This window comes from Serratia sp. 3ACOL1, from assembly GCF_003668775.1.
Taxonomy (GTDB): Bacteria; Pseudomonadota; Gammaproteobacteria; order Enterobacterales; family Enterobacteriaceae; genus Chania; species Chania fonticola.
Genome location: NZ_CP033055.1, coordinates 1,460,397 through 1,483,229 on the forward strand (window position 1 = coordinate 1,460,397; position 22,833 = coordinate 1,483,229).

The window sequence follows — 22,833 nt, forward strand, 5'->3', positions numbered from 1 at the left end:
GGCATGCAGGTGGTGTCGGTTTTTATGAAAGGTTCTTTAATGTGTTAGATCAAGGTTTAGTACGAATTCCGTTGTAAAAATACAACTTAGGATTAGATTGATTATGATTCTCATTAACTTTCAATAGGTGCAACATGGTGAATTGGTTTAATCGTGTCATGGATCGTCCAGATCTGGGCAAGCTGATCCTGCGCTTGGCGTTCAGCATTATGATGATATTCCATGGGTGGCATAAACTGATCGGCGGTATCGATTATATCCAGGGATTGCTGACTCAACATGGGCTACCAGGATTTATCGGTTACGGCGTTTTCCTCGGCGAGTTAGTGGCTCCACTGTTGATTATTTTGGGGATTTTTACCCGCCCGGCGGCGTTGGTGTTTTCATTTACCATGCTGGCGGCTTATCTGCTGATCGATCCCGGCAAGGCGCTGATGCTGACGAAGGTAGGGGCGTGGGGAGCAGAAGATATGGCGGTGTATTTCTTTGCCGGGCTGGCCATCGCCTTCCTTGGCAGTGGTCGCTATTCGGTAATGAAGGATCCGAACTGGCGCTGAGGTAGCTAGCCGGTATCGCTAGGGCTCACTCCGTGGCATTCCAGTGCTGAATGCCACTTCAATATTTCTGAACATTAATACTTGGCTTTTCAGCGCGAACACAATTCGCCAACTGGTATAGCTCCAGTGAAAGCCCGATTGCTCTCTCTGTAAGAACCCGTGTGAGACAGGCCGATGATACGCATTGGCATCGATTTCGTGATGTTGACGTTTAACATGCTGGTGTCCACTGGCTTCTTCAAATTGGTCAATTTTTGACAGTTTGTCGTAGAGAGTTTAGTCTGGTTCCGGATACAACCCTTAATAAAACATGGAGTAATGTCATGGAAGAGGCTGACAAAGAGGCTCGCAGGATATGAGCAGAGGAATGAACTACCAGGGAATATCGGTCATTTGCCAGGGCGATACCACCACAACAGGGGGGCGGGTACTGGAGGGCGTTCTGGGAAATCGTTACACGTGTGATGGTATTCCCGTCGCGCTGAAAGGGCATAAGGTTTCGTGTCCGGCTTGCGGGAAAATCGGGGTTATTGCCGAAGGGGAAGCAAACTTAAGTTTTTATGGAGTACCAACGGCACTTGACGGCCACCTTGTGGCTTGTGGTTGCCCGGCTGGTAGCCATCGTCTAGTTGCGAGCAGTCAACCGCTCTCGGTTGCTCCATCCATATCTCCGAGCTCAATGCTGATGAATAGCGGACAGGCAGCGGAGCCAGCGCAGTATGCTCAGAGTGTGAAGAAACAGGCAGCAGAGCCTGAGCAGCACGCGCAAGCGGCCAAAAAGGAAAGGCAGAAGCGGGAAATTACCCTGACCATCGGGGTGTTTTTCGACGGCACCGGCAATAATGCGGATAATACCGCCGCCAGCCTTGATGCCTGCTCCGGAGAGCATTTTGGGATGAACAATGCCGATGCTCAATCAGCTTATTTCCAGTGCGTTCAGCTAAAAAGCGGACACAGCGGCTTCGCGGCAGGTAGTCATCTCGGATATTACACCAATGTGCACTGGCTCAATACACTGTACTCTACCAACCTCCCCGTTGATAGTGAGCAGGGACAGAACGCAATTTATATAGAGGGGATTGGTACGGAAAGCGGGGAAGGTGACAGTGCTTACGGGATGGGCACCGGCCGGGGTAAATCCGGTGTGGTGAGTAAAACCGACAAGGCAGTGAGGGCACTGGTTGCCGCCATCAAAGACTATTTAACCAATCCATCCGGAACCGATATCGACATCGTCAGGGAATTACAGTTTGATATTTTCGGTTTCAGCCGGGGAGCCGCGGCGGCTCGGCATTTTGCCAACCGGGTATTCAGTCAGGATCAGGCGATTATCGCTGCCATCAAGGCCGGTCTGGGAAGTATTGAGTTCTCAGGTACGCCCGGCGGTAAAACCCGGTTTCTGGGGATATTTGATACGGTGGCTGGCATCGGTACGCCGGTCAACGGGTTCAATCCGCACAGCGCCGATACGGGTGAGGTGAATATTGTGCTGCGTCCGGGAGTGGCCGAGAAGGTTTTTCATATCACCGCACAGCACGAATGCCGGTTTAACTTTGCATTGAACAGTGTGAAGCCTGCGTGGCCGGAACTGGCTTTGCCAGGTGCGCACTCTGACATTGGTGGCGGTTACAACCCTGACGAGTACGAAGCCTATTTCATTACCCGTCCGCAGTTTGAAACCGTACCCTTTTCCACACCTGATACGAAAACGCGGGTTTATCAACAGGCCTGTGAGCAGCTCAGTGCGATGGATACCTGGCCAGCGATTGCCTCTTTGTTGCAGGCATTGGATATTAACATTGATACCTGGCACGACGAGCGGATGCCAGCCGATCGCTACGGCAGGCCGCAAAAACGCAGCGGGGCGGCAGCGGTCATTGAGCGCCCGACGCGCAACGACTGGTCGAGGGTGGTGCTGCGGGTAATGATCGATGCGGCGCAGGATGCGGGTGTGCTATTCGATCCTATTCGTAATACGAATACAGAATTAAGGCTTAGTTCAGAACTCAACAATTTGTGTGAAAAAGCGATTGTGATGGGCCGCGCAGTACGGAATGGGGCATCGGCTCCCGGATTCACTAGTCAGGAAGTTGAAATGCTGGCGGAGAAATATATCCATTGTTCAGCCAACTGGAACAGCGTGGTCAGAGACGGTGAGGGAATGATCGCTGGGGCAGTCAAACCGGCGAAGCTAGTAACCTTTACTAACCGTCCTGACGAAAGCTGGCAGAGAACGGTATACAATATGGATGGAAATAAAATATGAAAATAACCCGTCTGGCGGGGCTTCTTCCGGTACTGCTGCTGACGGCGTGCCACGGTGCGGGCCAGCCCGAGGCTTCTGTCCGAAACGATGTGCCCACCGAGTGGAAATTTAATTTTTTCACGCCTCAAGCGCTGCCTGCGGTAGTGACTTTTGTCGCTATCCTTGATGCTGGCGGTACGGATTATCGGTTTAATACTCTCGACAGCACGAAGGCGCTCTATGACGTTGTTGGCGAGTGGAACGACCGCGCACGCGCGCTCAACGGGCACTGGAATCACGTTAAGCAGCCCCCCAGGCATATCCTTTTTTGTTGGGACTCGCTGATAGATGAAAAGGTGTATGAAACTCGCCTGACCTTGCCTGACGCCGTTGTGGATAAAATGCGCAAACCCAGCGTGTATAAGGATTATCAGGGTAATATCGGGTATTACGACAATATACAAATTGGTCTTGCTCCGGAAGGTAAGATTGCAGTCTGGCTACGAGGTATCGGTAGTCAGCCAAATTTTCGCGTGACGCCATCAGTCTTAAAGACCGTATCCGGGGATAAATTAGAGCTTTGCAAAGGGATAACCAAGAGTGATTTTTCTTATGGATATGACAAAGACATAATTGAATTTATTAAAGGGAAGGCGTATCCGTATGGTAATTGGTAGCAGACATTGTTCCTAACCCGTCTGGCGGGGCTTCTACCGGTACTGGTGTTGATGGCGTGCCATGGTGCGGGCCAGCCCGAGGCTTCAGTCCAAAACGATGTGCCCACCGAGTGGAAATTTAATTTTTTCACGCCCAAGGCGCTACCCGCACTGGTAACGTTTGTCGCAATCCTTGATGCTAACGGTACTGATTACCGGTTTAATACGCTGGACAGCACACCAGACCTGGATAAAGTGATCGGTAATTGGAATGATAGCGATCGCGCACCTGGAGGGCACTGGAATCACGTTAAACATCCCCCCAGGCATATTCTTTTTTGCTGGGACTCGGTGATTGATAAAAGAGTATATGAAACTCGCCTGACCTTGTCTGACGCCGTTGTGGATAAAATGCGCAAACCCAGCGTGTATAAGGATTATCAGGGTAATATCGGGTATTACGACAATATACAAATTGGTCTTGCTCCGGAAGGTAAGATTGCAGTCTGGCTACGAGGTATCGGTAGTCAGCCTAATTATCGCGTGACGCCATCAGTCTTAAAGACCGTGTCTGGGGATAAATTAGAGCTTTGCAAAGGGATAACACGGTTTTCTAACGGCTATGAATATGGGGAAAATACTGAGGATTTTATCAAAGGGAAAACCTATCCCTACGGTAATTGGTAGCAGACATTGTTCCTAATGGCGGGGCTTCTTCCGGTACTGCTGCTGATGGCGTGCCACGGTGCGGGCCAGCCCGAGGTTACTCTGCATTTATCTTATGTCACAGGTAATGGGAAGCTCACCTTGGGTCTTTCCTTCTTTTGAGCTATTGTCATACTGACGTAGTTGACCTCAAGGTGAGCTTCTTGCTTTTAACTACGCGTCAGAACGATCCTGCGTTTGGCGTACAGCGTTTCCGCAGACAGCTGAAACTTATATTCCGCTGCCTTCAGCTTTCGCGATTTAAGCATTTTCATCGTGACGCCACTTATTTTCCCTGACTCAATCCGTCTCTTGATTTCGCCTGTGCTCAGCATGAGTTGCTTTTGCAAAATCGATAGCAGGCTGACCTGAAAAGAAAGAGAAATCCTGACGCTAACCCTGACCCGATTGCGACGAGATATGCTGACCGACCACCGCTCCTGAATGCGAAAATCAGGCCGCCCCGATAGCTCGGCGTTATTTCGCTTCAGCGTCTCTTTATCATAGGCAAAATGTTGAACCATAACGATATCGTTCGCTATCAACCGCTGATAAAGTTCAGGATTAATTTTGCTGACGTGCAGGCGTGAAAACAGGGAGATATTCCAGGTGTAATCGCAGTGCGTACACTTATAGATACTCCAGATATCAAGCACCTTCTTTTGCGCATTTACCCGAATAGCCCCGAGGGCGTGAAATCCCGTTTTACGCTGCATGAAGGGCAGCGTTTCGCAATGCGCTGATATCCCACGGGCGTGACGGTCCATGAAACTTTCATAGCGTACCTTTTTTAACCCATACAAAACCGGATCCGTACTGAACGGACCATGGATGTTTATGTATGAAAAATATTTATGAGATATTTTTCAGTGGGTTAAAAAAAGATTTCCAACGCTACAATCCTGCCGATGATCAAAGAGATACGTCGAGACTACCAAATCGGCATTATCGGGTAAATGAGTTCAATCAATATTCATGATGGTCACTGTAGGATCTATTGATCTGACACGCTAAAAAAATGCGTTGAGTACAGGGGGACGGTAACGCCGTTCCCGAATGTTTTCTCAGGGTCGAGGTTGTAACTCCTGTGGACGAGTCATCACAAACATACATTTTGGCGAAATCTACACGGTTAGTGTAGCCATACCATTTCAGATTTCACGTAGCGCGATCAATAAAGCAGGGGGTTTTGACCTGTTGATGAGGTAAAAATTATCAACAGGTTGGTTTTAGGTATCTGTTTGGCCATAGTGTTAACGTGAAGATTGCGAAAACGAAATCCCGCCCGATCATCATATTGGTAGTTCAGTGATGATACAAAGAACAAGGAAATTTCGTGGCACGCGATCAAGGACTGGAGGAAATCTTACGTGAAGATCTTGAAGCTCTATCTGGCTTGACCGAGAAAGCTATGTTTGGTGGCTTGGCTTCTTGATGGCAAGCTTATCTTTGCGGCTTGTGATGATGGGATGCTGACCAGGCTTGGAACAACCAGACATTGTTCCAATGATTTCGCGTGGTCGTAAAATCCAGGGATGGGTGCGAGCAGGACCGTCAACTTTTTGGGATAATTTACTACGCCGGAAACTGGTAGACTCAGCTCTCGATTTTGTTCGATCCTTGCCGGCCAACTGCAAATGAAGAACAAGCTTTGTCGGTTGTATGATTGCCTTGGATGAGATTTGGTACTGAAAAGTCAGGTAAGAGCATGGGGTTGGCTGGCCAAGTGAATTTTTGACTATGGCCAATGAAGACCAATGACAGTACCAGATAGCCAGATTCCACGTATAGTTACCTTGGTGCGCATAATGTATATTATGTTAAATAGAATGGGCAATTACGCACCGGGTATCCCGCTAGGCTTATCTCACCTCACCTTCACTCTTTGCCTGCTTGGTTTTCTAAAAGTTTGTTCATGAGTTCGAGTTGATACACAGTCGGCTTCAATCCTCGATCTGTGTTCCTTGGTGAAAACGCATCTGCCAATGGCCTCCGCTATCTTGTGACGATTGCAACCAGATCGAAGAACGCTCCGCACGGCGAACTATGCTGCCATCCGCATCACGTTGAAAACTTTTATACCTCAACAATACGGCACCATCGGCAATCTTGACCAGTTTGAACGCTTCGGCAAAAATCTCTGGCTGGCCGCTTTCCAACTTTAGCGCCGCAATGGTTTGCTGTCTGTCATAGTGCAGCCCGGAACAGCCGATCTCTTCAAAATCGTCATGCAGCAATTCTCCGACGAGATTGGCATCGTTGCGCGTTGCCGACTGATGGAGTTTAACCTCCAGTGATTGGATTACTGGCAAAAGCTGTGCAATATCGTTCAAAACGCCCTCCTTTTTTGATCGCGCTATGTGAAATCTGAGAACTAATGGCTATCATTACCCACCAGATTTCACCTAGCTGCGCCGAATTGACTAGCAACTCGACGCAGATTCGGCTACTAAAGGATTACGCGTTGAGCAATTTTTCAGCCGTTTCTTTCACGCTTGCCAGCAGGACTTTTACGTCCTCCAGACAAACCGTTGGGTTCAGCAGCGTTAGCTTCAGACATGTTACGCCATCTGCTTCCGTTACCCCAACGTTGGCGCTACCTGATGCCAACAGAACATCGCCGATGCGCTGGTTCAACAGCGCGATAAACGCGCGATCGTCGCTTTTCGGAAAGAAACGGAATAGTACGCTTGCTAACTGTGGCTGCATAACCAGTTCCAGATGCGGCTGTGCAGAGACATACTCAGCCACTTTCTGTGACAACGTAACGCCATTGTCAATGATTTCGGCGTACTGCTTTTTACCCAACGCTTCAAGGCCCATCCACAGTTTCAGAGCATCAAAACGACGTGTGGTTTGCAGTGATTTTGACACCAGATTCGGTACGCCCTGCTCTTCGTCAAAATCAGAGTTCAGGTATGCCGCCTGATAACGCATCAGTTCGTAATGGCGTGCGTCTTTCAGCAGGAATGCACCACAGCTGATGGTCTGGAAGAACTGCTTGTGGAAATCCAGTGTCACGGAGTCAGCGGATTCCAGGCCGTTCAGGTAGTGGCGATACTTCTCAGAAAGCAGCAGCGCTCCGCCCCATGCGGCATCAACGTGAACCCAGATATTTTCCTGCGCGGCCAGTGTGGTGATATCCTCTAACGGATCAATCGCACCCGCATCGGTCGTACCGGCGGTGGCAACAATCGCCATCACCTGCTCACCGTTGGCTTTTGCCTGCGCCAGTTTGGTTTTCAGGTCAGCGAGATCCATACGCGAGAACGCATCAGTTTTCACCTGGGTGACTGACTGGTAGCCCAGCCCCATCAACGCCATGTTTTTTTGCACGGAGAAGTGTGCGCTTTCGGAGCAGAACACTTTGATTTTGCTCAGATCACCCGTTAAACCATGCTGCTGAACGGAGTGCCCCTGACGCGCGAAGAAAGCATCACGCGCCAGCATCAGCCCCATAAGGTTACTCTGGGTGCCGCCACTGGTGAACACGCCGGCATCACCGGCGCTGTATCCTATCTGCTCACGCAGCCACTCAATGAGTTTGATCTCAATGATGGTCGCTGATGGGCTTTGATCCCAGGAGTCCATGCTCTGGTTAGTAGCATTGATCAGCACTTCTGCAGCCTGGCTAATCACCAGGCTCGGGCAGTGCAGATGCGCCACACATTGTGCATGATGTACAGAGAGGCTGTCCTTGAGGAAATACTCAACTGCACGCTCAATGGCGGCCTGGTTACCCAAGCCCTGAGAGGTAAAGTTCAACTGGATGCGCTCGCGCAGCTGGTCGACGGTTTTCCCCTGATACATTTCTGGCTGCTTTAGCCATTCGATAACGGCTTTGCTGCTCTGCTCAATGGCATCCTGATAGGCGGCGATACTTTGCGCCGAACCGGACAGAATTGGGTTGTTATCAGACACGATCGTTAACTCCGATTAAACCGGCTCCATGCCAGTGGCCAGCAAGGCGTTTTCAAATTTATCGAGGAAAATTTCCAGCTCAGCGTCGGTGATCAGCAGTGACGGCAACAGGCGCAGTACACAACCATGACGGCCGCCACGCTCCAGAATCAGACCGGATTCGAAGCATTTTTTCTGCAGCAATGCCGAAAGTTCACCATCCGCCGGGTAGCATCCCATGTGATCCTGTGCTTCGTTAGGCTTCACGATCTCAATGCCGATCATCAGGCCCAGGCCGCGTACGTGACCGATAACCGGATAACGTTTTTGCAGTTCGGCCAGTTTGCCTTTCAGCCACTCGCCCTGGGCGGCAACTTTATCCGCAATGGCGTTATCTTTAAGGTGCTTAAGCGTGGTCAGACCGGTGGCCATTGCCAGTTGGTTACCGCGGAATGTTCCGGTATGGTGGCCTGGCGCCCATGCGTCAAACTGTTTTTTGATGCCCAGTACGGCCAACGGCAGACCGCCACCGACAGCTTTAGACATAACGATGATGTCTGGCTCGATACCTGCGTGTTCAAATGCGAACAGCTTACCGGTGCGTGCGAAACCAGCCTGGACTTCGTCGATGATCAGCAGAATGCCATGGTCCTGCGTAACTTTACGGATGCGCTGTAGCCACTCGGCCGGAGCTGGGTTCACACCACCCTCGCCCTGCACCGCTTCGAGGATCACCGCCGCTGGTTTGCGTACGCCGCTTTCCACGTCGTTGATCAAGTTATCGAAGTAGTACGTCAGCGCTTTTACGCCTGCGTCGCCACCGATACCCAGCGGGCAGCGGTACTGATTCGGATAAGGCATAAACTGCACTTCCGGCATCATGTTGCTGACCGCTTCTTTTGGTGACAGGTTACCGGTTACGGAGAGCGCGCCGTGCGTCATACCGTGGTAGCCGCCGGAGAAACTGATGATGCTTGAACGGCCAGTTACTTTTTTGGCCAGTTTGAGCGCGGCTTCAACCGCATCAGCGCCAGACGGACCTGTGAATTGCAGGCAATATTCTTTGCCCTGGCCCGGTAATAAAGAGATTAAATAAGAGGAAAATTCATCTTTCAGAGGTGTGGTAAGGTCCAGCGTATGTAACGGTAAGCCGCTGCTGATGACACTTTGAATGCTTTGAAGCACGTCAGGATGATTATGACCCAGCGCCAGAGTCCCGGCGCCTGCAAGACAATCAAGATATTGATTATTTTCAACATCAGTAATCCAAACGCCCTGTGCTTTGGCAATTGCCAATGGCAGTTTTCGTGGATAGCTTCTGACGTTAGACTCAAACTCGGCCTGTCTTGCTAAAAAGGTATCATTGCTTTGTGGTAATGAACTAGCACTTAAAGTATCAATACGGACTTTATCCGTCATCATATCACTCCCACAACCTCGGGTATTATTAACGCCGGGTTGAGTAAAAGGTTAAGGGGATTGCCTGTAAAAACGCGGCCAATATATATTATTTTAATGGTGTACTCAATCATTTGTTTTAGCATGCAGCACCCCCTTTAAAGCTTAGTTATAACAATAACTTACAATTATCGATGCATTAATTTTTGTTACCAATGTCGCGCAAAGCGTTACGAATGTCCAGATTGGATACAACGTCATGAAAACCATCGTTTTGATATGGTTTTATTCTTTTGTTACACGATTTTACCGTTAAGAATGTTAGGTTCTGGTCTGTAAGGCATTCTTTTTCACTGATTTATTGCCAAATAAAATAAAAATGTCGATCCATTAAGATAAATCACTTACTATGGCGCGCTTATTTTTACTATCCGTAAATAAAGAATTAATGCGCATCACACCGGTAACGCGTAAGAGGCAATACACGTTATCGACAACAGGAGGTTTTCCTGGGTTGTCATCAGAAATGTTCGCGGGCGGACATTTCGTAAGGAGAAGCGTGCTTCCCTTATGCCGAGAATGAAAATTTTCTTGCCATTTTTTATGGCGCCCTGATATGAGATTGTTATGACACGCATTTATCCACAATTCGTCGTTGCCAAATTTGGCGGCACCAGCGTTGCTGACTTTGACTCGATGAATCGCAGTGCCGGTATTGTTCTTGCTGATGACCACGTCCGTCTGGTCGTTTTGTCTGCCTCCGCAGGGGTCACAAATCTATTGGTTGAACTTTCTGAAGGGCTGGAAAGTCGTGATCGTATGGATAAAATTGATACCCTTCGCACTATCCAGTACAACATTATTTCCCGCCTGAAAGCGCCGCTGGTCATCAGCAAAGAAATCGATCAACTCCTTGAAAATATTGTCCGTCTTGCCGAGACGGCATTGGCAACGCCTTCCACTGCGCTGAGTGATGAACTGGTCAGCCATGGCGAACTGATGTCGAGCCTGTTATTTGCTGAAGTGCTTCGTGAACGTGAGGCGCAAGCTGAATGGTTTGATGCCCGTAAAGTCATTCGAACCAACAACCTTTACGGTTGTGCCGAACCCAATATCAGCCTGGTGGAAGATCAGGCTGAAGCCCATCTGCGGCCGCGTATTGAGCAGGCGATTGTTATCACCCAAGGTTTTATCGGCAGTGATGACTCAGGGCATACCACCACGCTTGGCCGAGGTGGCAGCGACTATACCGCCTCCCTGCTAGGGGAAGCATTGCAGGCCTCACGTGTCGATATCTGGACTGATGTGGCCGGGATCTACACCACCGATCCGCGCATTGTGGCGCAGGCCCAGCGTATCGACCATATCTCCTTTTCCGAAGCCAGCGACATGGCTGCTTTTGGTGCGAAAGTGCTCCATCCGGCGACCCTGTTACCCGCAATGCGGAAAAATATCCCGGTCTTTGTGGGCTCCAGCAAAAATACCGCTGCCGGTGGAACGCTGGTTCGCCGCGAGACAGAGGATCCGCCACTTTATCGCGCCATTGCCGTTCGTCGCAAACAGACGTTGCTGAGATTGCGCAGCCTGCATGCGCAACCGGCATACCTATTCTTTGCCGAAATGTTCGCGATTCTGGCAGCACATCAGGTTGATGTGGATCTGGTTACTACCTCCGAGAGCTGCATAGCGCTAGCCCTGAATTCCACGGGATCTACTTCAGGAGAAGATCACACCCTGACCACCGCGTTGCTTACAGCACTCTCTTCTCATTGCAGGGTCGATATTGAAACCGGGCTGGCCTTGGTCACGCTGATTGGCAATCAACTCCATCGTGGCACGGGCGTATGCCGGGATACATTTGTGGATCTGGATGAGTATGCCGTGCGCATGATTTTCCATGGCGCATCCAATGATAATCTTTGCTTCCTGCTGCCAAGCGACGTTGCTGATGGTGCGGTTATTGCGCTACACCGTAGGTTATTTGAGTAAGTTAAATCGGGGCGTTTGCGCGCCCCTGAAGCCCGTCTATTTGGGCTCCTATGACGCCATAAATATCCGGACAAAACGCTCAACTGGCCATTCCTTGATGTCGGATACCTGCCCATCTCCGATCTCTATAAGCCGGAGCTGACCCGCATCATTTTCAATCATATCGATGGAGAAAAATGGAGCATCGATGAGCTGCGCGATTTCAATAACCACCTCTGGAATAATTCCGTCAGCAGAGAAAACCTTGCCATTCAATGAAAAATATCTGCGCTCACTCTCGGGGATAAAATTTTCAAAACGTCTAAGGCTGACTCCTCCTTCAATCTTCCCACGGAAGTGCTCAATGGATTTCAACACTTCGCGGATCTCATCGGCATTTGCGGCAACAGAGCCTCTGGAGGTTGTCAGTGATTTAACATAATCCTTAACAAAGTAACACGGCCACTTAAGCTGATCGGTCAGCATACCGAAATCAGCATCTGCACTGACCAATACGGTTTCCGGTGTATACTTTTGGCAAATGTCGTACCAGCCGGTGATGTAATGACACCGAATGTAATCATCAAATGATTCAAGCAGTTGCCCGCCGCTTAGCGAAACGGCTCTATGCAGTTGTTGATATTCCTCCGGGCTTAGCATCCATCCACGCCATATCACGGGGACATCTGGCTCAAAGCTGTGAGAGAACTTGTACTTTCCCATCGAGGCGTGTTCAGAGGACAGCAGCACACAGGTTAATCCATTCTGTCTGGCACAGGTAAACTCCTGCTCAAAGGTTTCATCGGCCTTGGCAGGGTTAAAGTAATCACTGGGATAAATCAGCTGCATTTAAATTGACCCTATTCCATTTAATTTACGGCACCGTGAGATCATAGATTACAACAACTCGACCAGTTCAAACTCTTCTGCTACAAGCTCCATTGTGTCGCAGTAACTCCCTTCTCTTTGGAAGAACTGTTTATGCCCTTGCCTCCAGTACCTGAGGCTGAGATCTCCCTCGCCTTCTTTTTTCGCAAGTTCGTCTGTCACATCACAGAAACGAATTATCCGCATAGCGATCGTCCTAATGACACAGACTGGATCACCTTTGCCATTTAGGATAATGCTGTAGCCGCCGATCGTTGGTGATTCTTCTTCATTTTTGAAAGATGAAAGCGAACAGCAGGTTGCGGTTTTTACCCCTTTAATAACCAGGTCTGCTAGCTCGTCTGCCATTTCGGCGGAATCGCCAAATGGCCATGCAATGGCCCCTGGATACTTTATCTTTAGGTTTTCAATGATGGTCACTATTAAATCCTTTTTGATACATGAAAGTATCATATGTACAAAATACGATTTCTGATACCTAATTGTCCGTTTTTTGCTCGCTATTCCGCTCTTTGCCGCCGAAAGCGTACAAGCCAAGCCGCCAGCAAAATCGCTGTTATCGCGATACCTGTGGCGACGTAACCGATGTTTTCCAATCCCCATTGTGGGATCACCAGGCCACCGATAATGGCGCCAAGGCCCGTACCAGCATTGGCAGCAGAGACGTTCAACGTTCCGGCTAGCGCCTGAGCGTGTGAAGCGGACTTCATCACCCTTACCTGACAGATTGGAAACAGTGCAGTATAGGCGATACCCCAAAGCGCAAGAGCCAACCACAACAGAATGAGCGAGTCTGCCGCTGGTACGCTGGCCATCATGCCTATGCCCAGCAATAACGAGAATATGGCGGTAGCGCCAAGGGGGCTGCGGTCCACAAAGCGCCCGCCAAGCCAGTTACCGACCAGGCCGATAGCACCGAAGCCCATGAGCCACCAACCGACTTGCGCCGGAGCCACACCGGCGATGCGCTCCAGCATGTCGGCTAGATAAGTGTAAGCCGTAAACATTGCGGTGAACACAACGACCGATAACACAACGTTACCGACAAAATACGGGTCTTTGAGGATGCGTGTCTGCTCTGCCAGTCTCAACCGTTCGGGGCGTGCCAGGGTCGGCATGAAGATCGCCAGGGCAAATGTCATAACCAGCGACAGCCCTGCCAGTATCCAGAAGGTGCCACGCCAGCCGATGAGGTCCGACGCTAGCGTACCCAGTGGAATGCCAAACAGTAAGGCGGCTGAGATCCCCAGATACACCTGCGATACTGCTCGACCGGCACGATGCGGCCCGGCAATCTGTCCGGCCGTCTCGCTGGCCGTCCCCCAGAACACGGGCAGCACCAGCGCTGGAATGAACCTGGCAATCGCAAGCACCCAAACGTTCGGCGCGATTGCGGCCAGAGCATTTGAGAGGCTAAAGATCATCAGAATCGCAATGAACAGGCGCTTACGTTCAATGTGTGACAACAGCGCAGTCAGCACAGGGCCGAACAACATGACCGTGAAGGCGAACAGGGTGACGAACTGGCCGGCAGCCGAAATTGAAATATCCAAGTCGCGTGCCAGTGCTGGCAATAGTCCGACGATCAGGTATTCGGTCGTGACGATGACAAAAGCCGCCACCGCAAGAATGACGATGGAAAGGCGGCTACGACTCGCCGAAATGGCGGTACCCGGTGCGGTAATACAAGACATCAAAAAGGCTCCTACATGGGGATTTTCTGTTGCCCTTAGTATATTTAAGAAATATATTCTTATTATTGATATATTTTACCGGTATTATTGAATTTAATTCCTTAATTGGCGAAAACAGCATGATCCCATCGGAAAGACTTAAGGGCATCGAAACCTTTGTGGCGACGGCCGATGCAGGCAGTTTCACGGCAGCAGCAGAGCAATTGCACCTGACCAGCTCAGCCGTCAGCAAAAGTGTGGCGCGCCTTGAAGATCGTCTCGGGACCCGGCTGTTCGAGCGCACCACCCGCCGCTTGGCTCTGACGGATGCAGGGGCAGCGTTCTACCGCACTTGCGTACGAGTACTGGTCGACTTGGAAGAAGCTGAAGCCGTGCTCGCCGCACAGCACAGCGAACCAGTGGGTCGTCTGCGGCTAGATGCTCCGGCGACATTTGGCCGCCTTCGGGTTTGGCCGTTGCTGCTCCAGTTCTCACAGCAGCACCCGCACTTACGCCCGCATGTCTCTTTGACCGATCGCTTCGTTGATTTGCTTGAAGAAGCCATTGACGTGGCGGTGCGTATCGGTGGCCCGGATCATTGGCCTAGCTCAGTTGGCCATCGCTACCTGGGCTGTGAACGCCTCATTTTCTGCGCCTCGCCCGATTACCTGGCTCGCAATGGCACACCGACATCATCCGCCGAACTGTCTCGCCATGATGCCGTGCTCTATGGTAAGGCCGATGGAACCACGGGCCCGTGGCTGATCGCGCATGATGCAGGAATGATTGAGCGGCGCACGATGGAAGGCCGCATTATTGTCGGCAACGGCGAGGCTCAGGTTGCCGCGGTCAAGGCTGGATGCGGCATCGCACAGTTGGCAACGTGGCTGGTCTGCGATGAAATTGCACGTGGTGAATTGGTGCAAATCCTACCGGAACTGACAACTGATGGCCTGCCGCTCAATCTGGTGTGGCCCATTGGGCGACAACTGCAGCCAAAAGTGGATGCCATGCTGGAGTTGCTCGCTGCCGAATTGCAGATCGACTAGCAATCCAAGCCCTTCGCGCTCACCACGCCGTGGTGAATTGCCGGTTTCCTTGCATGCGAATAAACAGCATCCCACCAGCGAACATAGTCAGAACCTGCGATGCCACCAGCACGGAAAAGCCTGAAGAGACGGTGCCAAACGACATCATCACCAGGCCCATCAGTAATGGAATGAATGCCGAAAAGATATTCCCCACGCCGTTGATCAGCCCATAAGCAGAACCAACGCTTTCTGCTTTGGCATGGTGCTGGATCAGGGTGGGAATTGCTGCACCTTGAGCTCCCCAACAAGCATTGGCCGATAACAGGAACACGGCCAGCCAGCCACTTTGCGAGCTCAGCATCACGCCTAGCATGCAGATAGCCGTTGCCGTACCACCAAAGGCAAAAATCAATGGCATCTGTTGTGGTCTGACACGATCCAGGATCACCCCGCCAAGATACTTGGAGAAGATACTGATAATAAAGGGTAGCGATGCTAGCCAGCCCATTTGGTTGATGGAAAAGCCGCGCTCATTGGTCAAGTAAGCTGGGAGCCAGGAGCTGGAACCCCAAAGATAACTTAGCGTGGCTATCTCAACCAGCATGATCCAGCCGAGCATTGGCGTCTTCCAAGCCAGAATGAAGGTATGGCAGACACGTTGCATCATGGGTTCACTGTTGCGCGGCGCTACTCCGGTTGTTCTAGGATGGATAAACACGCGCACCAAAAGCAGGCCGATCAGGAGATTGATTAACGCTAGGACATGAAAAGAAAGGGCCCAACCGAGATGACTCATCAGGAAAGTCACCAGCGGAAAACCAATCACCAAACCTAATGACACGCCTAATGCAGATACCGCATTGGGCTTTCCCCGCTCATTGGCGGCGAAATGGTCACTGATGTACATGGTTTTCAGCGAGAAAAGTGGCCCTTCACTGACACCGAGGAAGGCCCGTACGACCAGCAAAATGATGAACGATCCGACCAACGGAGAAGCCGCGGTAAAGAGCGCCCATAGAACCACGCTGAGGGTCAAGCCTTTACGATAACCGAATAGCGTTTCCAGAAACGGGGTCAACAACATGGCTGAAAGGCCATAACCTAGCAGGAAGGCGGTCATCAGCGTGCCTTGATAGGCGCGACTGTCTGCCAGGCCAAAGTGATTGAGAAATTCGGGGTTAACCAGCATGACTGAGATATTTACCCGGTCAGCATAGGCGATCACGATTAGCAGCAATGCCGCCACGACTCCCCACCAGCGTTGTTGTCTCATGCCCTTCCCCTTAAAAAATGTGTTTACCAAGCGGTCTTTTTGATATTACCGCTAAATAAATTATTTCAATATTGTTAACACATTGTTGCGCGCAGATCTATATCACAGCGACAAGAGAGTATTTAACGGGAAACACATCGGCCCATCGGTAAACGATGAGCCTGCTAGGGGGTTACAGACACAACGCCACAATCTCTTTATATAACGTCAGCGGTAATGTCACACCAAACTGTTCACTATGCTGACGCGCCTTAAAACGCCGCTCCCCAGGAATACGGACTCCTTGCTCTGCCATATCATTAAAAAGCCCTTCCGCTCTGGCGAAATGCTCTTCCTGATCCGCCCCCAGAAAACGCTCGGGATCCATCGCAATAATCAGTTCTCCGCCATACGGTGAAGAGCCTGTTGATTGGTCGTAAGCTAACGATTCTTTACTGGTCATATCACCAATCAACGGCCCGGCAATCAGCTCCACCATAGCTGCCAATGCTGAGCCCTTATGGCCGCCAAACGTCAACATTGCGCCTTGCAGTACGCTGGCAGCATCGGTAGAAGGTTTACCTTGACGATCGATTCCCCATCCTTCTGGTAGTGGCTTATTAGCCCGGCGATGCAGCTCAATCTCACCGCGTGCAGCTGCGCTGGTCGCCATATCAAACACAAACGGCGCTTGTCCCTGACGTGGCCAACCAAAGGCTATCGGGTTGGTGCCAAACAAGGGCTGGCTCCCCCCGGCGGGCGTTACCCAGGCATGGCTTGGGGTGCAAGCCAACGCTACCAATCCCTGTTCGGTAAGCGGCTCGATATCCGCCCACAGCGCAGAGAAGTGGACGCAATGATTGATCGCCAGTGCGGCAATACCACAGTGACGAACCTTGGCGATAAAGGCGGGCAGCGCCGCTTGATAGGCGACCAACGAGAACGCACCGTGAGCGTCTACACGTAAAATAGCTGGAGCGCTGTCGGTGAACGTCGGTTCGGCATCTGCCATCACTTTGCCAGCGTGTAGCGATCGGACACAGCCCAGTACACGATATAAACCATGGGAATGGCAGCCATCGCGTTCACCGGCGGTGACGTTCTTTGCCACCGCATCGGCATGTCTGGCGCTGAAACCATTACTGTGCAAGGCTCGGTATGCCAGTTGATAGGCCTCTGGCAACGTAAGATTAACGGTGTTGGTCATGGTCGTTTCCTCCTTTAGCATTACTCTTCCTCGTCCCCGACAAAATTTGCCTGAGGTAAACAGGTGTAAGCTCCCCAGTAATAAATCAGCAGCGCGATGCCCGCCACCAACAGGGTGTCCCACGGGTGACCAATCGCATTGATACCGCCAAAACTGCCGAGATAGGAAGCTACGATGATCAAGGCGTAGAAAGCGATCAGCCACAGCGAAGACCAAATCTGCTGCTTCAGGCTGACGGCGTGAGTCGGTACTTTGTTTTTAAACAGAATATAGACAAAGAACATCAGAATTTGCAGGCCAAGCAACCAGGAGACGGTGTTCCAGCCTGACCAGTACACGATCAATGCCGAAATGATGAATGACACCGGCCCTAACACGCTAAATCCCCAGACAAAGAACGGCCGCGGCAAATTCGGTGCATTACGGCGTAGCCCGGCGGCGGTAACCGGGGCAATGGCATAGCTAAGTACCAAGGCGGCGGAAACTACCCCGATCAGCTTCTCCCAGGACGGGAAAGGCAACGTCCAGAAGATAGCCAACCCGAAAGTCAGCCACAGCGCCGGACGCGGGATCCCAGACTCACCATCGACGCGGGTGAAAATTTTGAAGAAGGTGCCCGCCCGCGCCCAACCATACACTACACGCGGCGTGGCATTCATATAGATATTGCCCGTGCCGCTCGGTGAAACGATCGCGTCGCTCACCACCAGAAAAGCCAACCACCCCATCCCCAGCGTTACGGCAATATCGCGGTACGGCAGTGAAAAGTGCTTGCTGATATCCTGCCAGCCGCCGCTCAGCATTTCGGTTGGAATACTGCCGAGGAAAGCCAGTTGCAGCAGCACATAGATTATGGTGGAAAGCACCACTGACAGGATCAGTGCGATCGGGATGGTTCGCTGCGGATTTTTGACTTCGCTGGCCACTGAGATAATTGGCGTCAGCCCCAGATAGGCGAAGATGATCCCACCGGCTGAAATCGCCGCTTCCACCCCGGCGGAACCAAAGGGCGCAAAGCCTTGACTGTGCAGGTTTTCAGGTTTGAAGAAGGTAAACAGCACCACGATCACCAGCACCGGCACGATGAACTTGAGTATGCTGATCAGGTTATTGGATTTGGCAAACGTTTTCACGCTGTAGTAATTCAGCGTAAAGAACAGGCACAACAAGATAAATTGCGTCAGCCAACCGATCAACGTGGGATCGCCCGAGCCAGGCCGACTGAGCGCGGGGAACCAGGCTGCTGCATATTGCCGGGCGGCGACAACCTCGATCGAGATCAGGCTGGAGAACGCAATCAGTGTGATGAACCCCAACAGATAGCCCATCAGTTCCCCGTGGGAAAACACCGGGTAACGAATGATGCCACCGGCACGTGGAAGTGCGGCACCCAGCTCGCAATAAACAATCCCCAACAGCAGTACAGCGAGCCCGCCGATCAGCCACGAATAGATCCCCGCGGGCCCCGCGATAGAAGCAACATGGCTGGCGGCGAACAGCCAGCCAGAACCAAAAATCGCGCCCAGGCCGATAAACGTCAGATCGGTTAGCGTCAGCTGCTTTTTAAATTTTCCCTGTATGGTCATAGCATTACCTTTCGAATTATTTCATTGCCACAGGTGAATGGAGGGCTGCGCGGGTGTATTCACCGTTGACCAGGCGCAACAGGTTCAGTGGATTGCTGTCTTGCAGCGCGGGGGCAATAGCGCTGCTGGGTAGTTTTGTAGGCAGACCGGGCGTAAAAACCGCTCGATAGCCAGCGTACCGACCGAGGTACCACGGGGATCGCTGGTCGCCGGATAAGGGCCGCCGTGCACCATGGCTTCGCAGACTTCCACACCGGTCGGGTAGCCGTTAAACAGCACACGCCCCGCTTTGTGGATCAGTAATTGCGCCAACTCACTCGCCTCGCCAAGGTCTTCCTGTTCAGCCAGAAGCGTGGCGGTGAGTTGCCCTTGCAGGTTTTCCAGTGCGGCAAGCAGTTGCGCCCGGTCTGCGACTTCAACAACTATCGCCACGGGGCCAAAGACCTCTTCCTGCAACAGCGGATCGGCGTTAATCAACAAACTAATGTCGGCCTGATAGAGCTGAGCTACCGCAAGATGGGGTTGTTCTGCCCTGCTTCCGGCCAGATGCCGTAGCTGAGGATGTTGATCCCATCTCTGCAAGCCACTCAGATAATGATCCCGCGTACCGGCATTCAGCATGGTTTGAGGCGGGCAGGCATTAACCTGAGTTTGTAAATCGGCGATCAGCTGGCTGAAGGCCGGGCTGCGCTGGCCGATAATCAGGCCCGGTTTGGTGCAGAATTGGCCGCAACCGAGCGTGAAAGAGGCAACCAACTCTTTTGCAAGGTGCGCGCCACGCTGAGCCAACGCCTGTGGCAAGACCACCACCGGGTTGATGCTCGACATTTCGGCAAACACCGGGATGGGTTGTGGACGTTGCATCGCCAAATCAAATAATGCCCGGCCACCTTGCAATGAGCCGGTGAACCCTACCGCCTGGATCGCCGGATGTTGCACCAAATCGGCACCGATGCTGCTGCCGAACACCATATTGAAGACACCGGCAGGTATCCGCTGTTTTTGCACTGCACGTTCAATAGCCTGTGCGGTCAATTCCGCCGTGATCATATGGCCACTATGTGCCTTGAACACCACTGGGCAACCGGCGGCCAGCGCGGCAGCGGTATCACCTCCGGCGGTAGAGAACGCCAGCGGGAAATTACTGGCACCAAACACCGCAACAGGACCGATGGCCACGCGATACTGGCGTAAATCGGGTCTTGGCAGCGGTGTACGCTCTGGTAATGCGCAATCAATTCTCGCCCCGTGCACGCGGCCACTGCGCAGCAGTTCGGCAAACAGTCGCATCTGCCCGCTGGTTCTAGCGCGCTCACCAATCAGACGTGGGAGAGGCAGTGCGGTCTCTTGTGTGGCAAAGGCAAAAAATTCCTCCCCTAACGCATCCAGTTCATCGGCGATGGCGGCAAGAAAATCCGCTCGCTGCTCGGCACTGGTTTGGCAATAGGCGCTAAAGGCTCGGGCAGCAGCCTGTGCTGCGGCATCAACCTCTGCAATGCTGGCCTGATGGAAACGATAGCCTGTTGGCTGGTTATTATCGGCCCGCAGGCTGATGAGTTCGGCGTTACCGCTAGCTATCCGCTGCCCGCCAATAAACTGTTTGCCGCTAAGGGCGTATGTGTTGTGAGTTGGCATTGGTTTCCCCTGTTCGATTACCTGTTATTGCCCGGCTAAATGCCGGGCCTCCCTGAGAGATCACAGGCCGACATCTGGCAGCGTCGGACGGTTGGCCAGAGCGGTTTTGATAATCGTCGTCACCTCTTGCAGCGTTTCCCCCTGCAGTGCCAAACGCGGTGGACGGGTCACTGCGCTGCCACGGCCGACCAGTTCTTCACAGAGCTTGATGCACTGCACCAAGTCTGGACGGGCATCCAGATGCAGCAACGGCATAAACCAGCTATACAGGGCCAGTGCTTCTTCGAAACGCTTTTGCTTCGCCAGCCGGAACAAGGTTTCCCCTTCACGTGGGAACGCGTTGGACATGCCAGAGATCCACCCTTCTGCTCCCACGGCGAGGCTTTCCAGCACCACGTCATCCAACCCAGCGAACAACACGAAACGATCGCCTACCGCATTGCGTAAATCGATAAAGCGGCGGGTATCGCCAGAAGAGTCTTTGAAACAGACGATGTTGTCGCAGTCGACCAACGTGGTGAGAATGTCAGGTGTGACATCGTTTTTATAAATCGGCGGGTTGTTGTAGACCATGATCGGCAGATCGGTGGCGGTGGCCACACTGCGGAAGTGTGTTGCGGTTTCGTGCGGTTTGGATGAGTAAACCAGCGCAGGCATCACCATCACGCCGTCAATACCGGCTTTTTCCGCTTCGCGCGCCATATTCTGTGCAAAGGCGGTGGTGAATTCGGCAATCCCGGCGATCACCGGTATTTTGCCTTGTGCGGCGTCTTTCGCCACCTCGATCACCGCCAGTTTCTCCTGCATCGTCAGCGAGGTGTTTTCACCCACGGTGCCGCACACCACCAGGCCAGAGACACCGTCTTTGACCAGGTTTTTGATCACCGCATGGGTAGCATCCAGATCCAGAGAAAAATCGCTGCGAAATTGCGTACTGACTGCCGGAAATACCCCACTCCAGTTAATCGCTTTATTGCTCATCGTATGGGTCCCTTTTGCTTTTAAATGTTAATTGACGGTTAATTTTTGGTGAAATCCAATAACAGATTGACCGGTATTCTCGGCAGCGGCTTGACGGTTTTCACCGAATGCGAGGACGAAATTGGCATAATGAGGGGGAATTGCGCGCAGCGGAGCCTCTGACGCCGTTGCATCATAAAAGTCATAATTTCAGGTGATTAGGGAACTAATGTGGCGCGAAAATCGCGGGGGCTAGCACCGGTCATGGCCTTGAACTGGCGGCTGAAAGCACTGTGATCGGTATAACCGCATTGCAATGCGATATCGGTAATCGGCATATCACCGGCCAGCAGTTCTGTGGCCCTCTCTAACCGGACTTTGTGGATCATCTGGCGCGGCGTCAGGTGGAAAATACGTTTACAGTAGCGCTCGATTTGCGCCACGGAAAGGCCGGTCAGCGCCCTCAACTCTTCCATCGCGATCGGCCTGCCGTAGTGCTGACGGATATAAACATCCAGTGCCGCCAATCGCTGATAGGCTGGGTGGTTAGCCTTCGCTTCCTGCAAATCATGTGAGATCCCGGCCATGCCGATAATCTTGCCCTGCTGGTCATACAGCGCCAGCTTTTGTGTCAGGCACCAGCCCGTTTCGCGGCCGCTGTATAGGTGCATTTCAAGCTGATCCTGGATTTGCACCCCTTGGTGTAACACCCGCAGATCTTGCTCGGTATAGCCTGAACCCAGCTGGGTCGGGAAAACGTCTGCCGAGGTTTTACCCAATAGCGGCGTCACTGTTTTAAAACCACAGCGTTTGGCCAAGGTGAGATTAGCCAGCAGATAGCGGGCCTGGGCATCCTTGATAAAAAACACCACATTGGGAATGGCATTAAGCAACGGCGCAATCAATGCCAGTGAATTCAATACGCTATGTAACGAATGAGGGCGCTGCTGCACCAAGCCATCACAGAACTGGGTGAGGTGTTCGACAGCAAAGCATTCTTGAGGTTGCTGCTCAACATTGCAGGGAGTGAGCGGAGGAGCCTGAAAGCTTGAGGTTAATCGCATAGCAATACCCTTTTCAGCAAGTGGCCATAATTGGCTGTTTTTAACTCACCTGGATCAGTATTAACTTTTCTGTAACTTATCAAGCGCGTTGTTTCCAATATGCGGATC

General features: G+C 51.9%; 17 protein-coding genes and 2 pseudogenes. 6 read left to right on the forward strand and 13 right to left on the reverse strand.

What is annotated here, in order from left to right; genetic code table 11:
• Positions 1-134 precede the first annotated feature (134 nt).
• The 4 genes from D9980_RS06795 to D9980_RS06810 all read left to right on the forward strand — a co-directional run bounded on the left by D9980_RS06795 (position 135) and on the right by D9980_RS06810 (position 4,145).
• Positions 135-557 carry a DoxX family protein gene (locus D9980_RS06795; protein ID WP_065685023.1) on the forward strand — a complete coding sequence of 141 codons (423 nt, stop codon included), beginning with the start codon at positions 135-137 and terminating at the stop codon, positions 555-557.
• Positions 558-924: 367 nt separating this feature from the next.
• Positions 925-2,823 (forward strand): PAAR domain-containing protein, encoded by a 1,899-nt coding sequence (locus D9980_RS06800; protein ID WP_202913978.1) that lies wholly within the window; start codon positions 925-927, stop codon positions 2,821-2,823.
• A complete protein-coding gene (locus tag D9980_RS06805; RefSeq protein WP_121606811.1) occupies positions 2,820-3,479 on the forward strand; it encodes a DUF2931 family protein in 660 nt (219 codons plus the stop codon). The genes D9980_RS06800 and D9980_RS06805 overlap by 4 nt, the downstream gene beginning before the upstream one ends.
• A 6-nt stretch (positions 3,480-3,485) precedes the next feature.
• On the forward strand, positions 3,486-4,145 hold the full coding sequence (locus D9980_RS06810; protein WP_121606812.1) for a DUF2931 family protein: 660 nt from the start codon (positions 3,486-3,488) through the stop codon (positions 4,143-4,145).
• Positions 4,146-4,333: 188 nt separating this feature from the next.
• Here D9980_RS06810 and D9980_RS06815 read toward each other — a convergent pair.
• From D9980_RS06815 to D9980_RS06835, 4 genes and pseudogenes are all read right to left on the reverse strand, one after another.
• A pseudogene (locus D9980_RS06815) lies at positions 4,334-4,941 on the reverse strand (DUF1062 domain-containing protein).
• A 1,165-nt stretch (positions 4,942-6,106) separates the two neighbouring features.
• Positions 6,107-6,496: a DUF4440 domain-containing protein gene (locus tag D9980_RS06825; RefSeq protein ID WP_121606813.1), complete on the reverse strand. Its 390-nt coding sequence runs from the start codon at positions 6,494-6,496 to the stop codon at positions 6,107-6,109.
• Between the two features lie 124 nt (positions 6,497-6,620).
• Complete coding sequence (locus tag D9980_RS06830; RefSeq protein WP_121606814.1) at positions 6,621-8,084, reverse strand: aspartate aminotransferase family protein; 1,464 nt, start codon at positions 8,082-8,084, stop codon at positions 6,621-6,623.
• A 15-nt stretch (positions 8,085-8,099) separates the two neighbouring features.
• On the reverse strand, positions 8,100-9,485 hold the full coding sequence (locus D9980_RS06835) for a diaminobutyrate--2-oxoglutarate transaminase (RefSeq protein WP_121606815.1): 1,386 nt from the start codon (positions 9,483-9,485) through the stop codon (positions 8,100-8,102).
• Between the two features lie 603 nt (positions 9,486-10,088).
• Between D9980_RS06835 and lysC the strand changes: the two genes are divergently transcribed.
• A complete protein-coding gene (lysC, locus tag D9980_RS06840) occupies positions 10,089-11,450 on the forward strand; it encodes a lysine-sensitive aspartokinase 3 (protein WP_121606816.1) in 1,362 nt (453 codons plus the stop codon).
• Between the two features lie 48 nt (positions 11,451-11,498).
• On the opposite strand, the gene D9980_RS06845 is transcribed toward lysC, so the two are convergent.
• The 3 genes from D9980_RS06845 to D9980_RS06855 form a co-directional block, all read right to left on the reverse strand.
• Positions 11,499-12,278, reverse strand: coding sequence for an ATP-grasp domain-containing protein (locus tag D9980_RS06845; RefSeq protein ID WP_121606817.1), 780 nt, complete (start codon positions 12,276-12,278; stop codon positions 11,499-11,501).
• Positions 12,279-12,326: 48 nt separating this feature from the next.
• Positions 12,327-12,737: an ASCH domain-containing protein gene (locus tag D9980_RS06850; RefSeq protein WP_121606818.1), complete on the reverse strand. Its 411-nt coding sequence runs from the start codon at positions 12,735-12,737 to the stop codon at positions 12,327-12,329.
• Between the two features lie 80 nt (positions 12,738-12,817).
• Positions 12,818-14,011: an MFS transporter gene (locus D9980_RS06855; protein WP_121606819.1), complete on the reverse strand. Its 1,194-nt coding sequence runs from the start codon at positions 14,009-14,011 to the stop codon at positions 12,818-12,820.
• A gap of 119 nt (positions 14,012-14,130) precedes the next feature.
• On the opposite strand from D9980_RS06855, the gene D9980_RS06860 reads away from it, so the two are divergent.
• A complete protein-coding gene (locus tag D9980_RS06860; RefSeq protein WP_121608970.1) occupies positions 14,131-15,039 on the forward strand; it encodes a LysR family transcriptional regulator in 909 nt (302 codons plus the stop codon).
• Between the two features lie 19 nt (positions 15,040-15,058).
• Here D9980_RS06860 and D9980_RS06865 read toward each other — a convergent pair whose 3' ends face one another.
• From D9980_RS06865 to D9980_RS06890, 6 genes and pseudogenes are all read right to left on the reverse strand, one after another.
• Positions 15,059-16,294, reverse strand: coding sequence for an MFS transporter (locus D9980_RS06865; RefSeq protein WP_121606820.1), 1,236 nt, complete (start codon positions 16,292-16,294; stop codon positions 15,059-15,061).
• Between the two features lie 172 nt (positions 16,295-16,466).
• On the reverse strand, positions 16,467-17,480 hold the full coding sequence (locus D9980_RS06870; RefSeq protein WP_121608971.1) for an Ldh family oxidoreductase: 1,014 nt from the start codon (positions 17,478-17,480) through the stop codon (positions 16,467-16,469).
• A 20-nt stretch (positions 17,481-17,500) separates the two neighbouring features.
• Positions 17,501-19,066 carry an APC family permease gene (locus D9980_RS06875; protein WP_121606821.1) on the reverse strand — a complete coding sequence of 522 codons (1,566 nt, stop codon included), beginning with the start codon at positions 19,064-19,066 and terminating at the stop codon, positions 17,501-17,503.
• Positions 19,067-19,082: 16 nt separating this feature from the next.
• Positions 19,083-20,701: pseudogene (locus tag D9980_RS06880) on the reverse strand (aldehyde dehydrogenase (NADP(+))).
• Between the two features lie 60 nt (positions 20,702-20,761).
• Positions 20,762-21,682, reverse strand: coding sequence for a dihydrodipicolinate synthase family protein (locus D9980_RS06885; RefSeq protein ID WP_121606822.1), 921 nt, complete (start codon positions 21,680-21,682; stop codon positions 20,762-20,764).
• Positions 21,683-21,879: 197 nt separating this feature from the next.
• Positions 21,880-22,725 (reverse strand): AraC family transcriptional regulator, encoded by an 846-nt coding sequence (locus D9980_RS06890; RefSeq protein WP_121606823.1) that lies wholly within the window; start codon positions 22,723-22,725, stop codon positions 21,880-21,882.
• Positions 22,726-22,833: the final 108 nt, after the last annotated feature.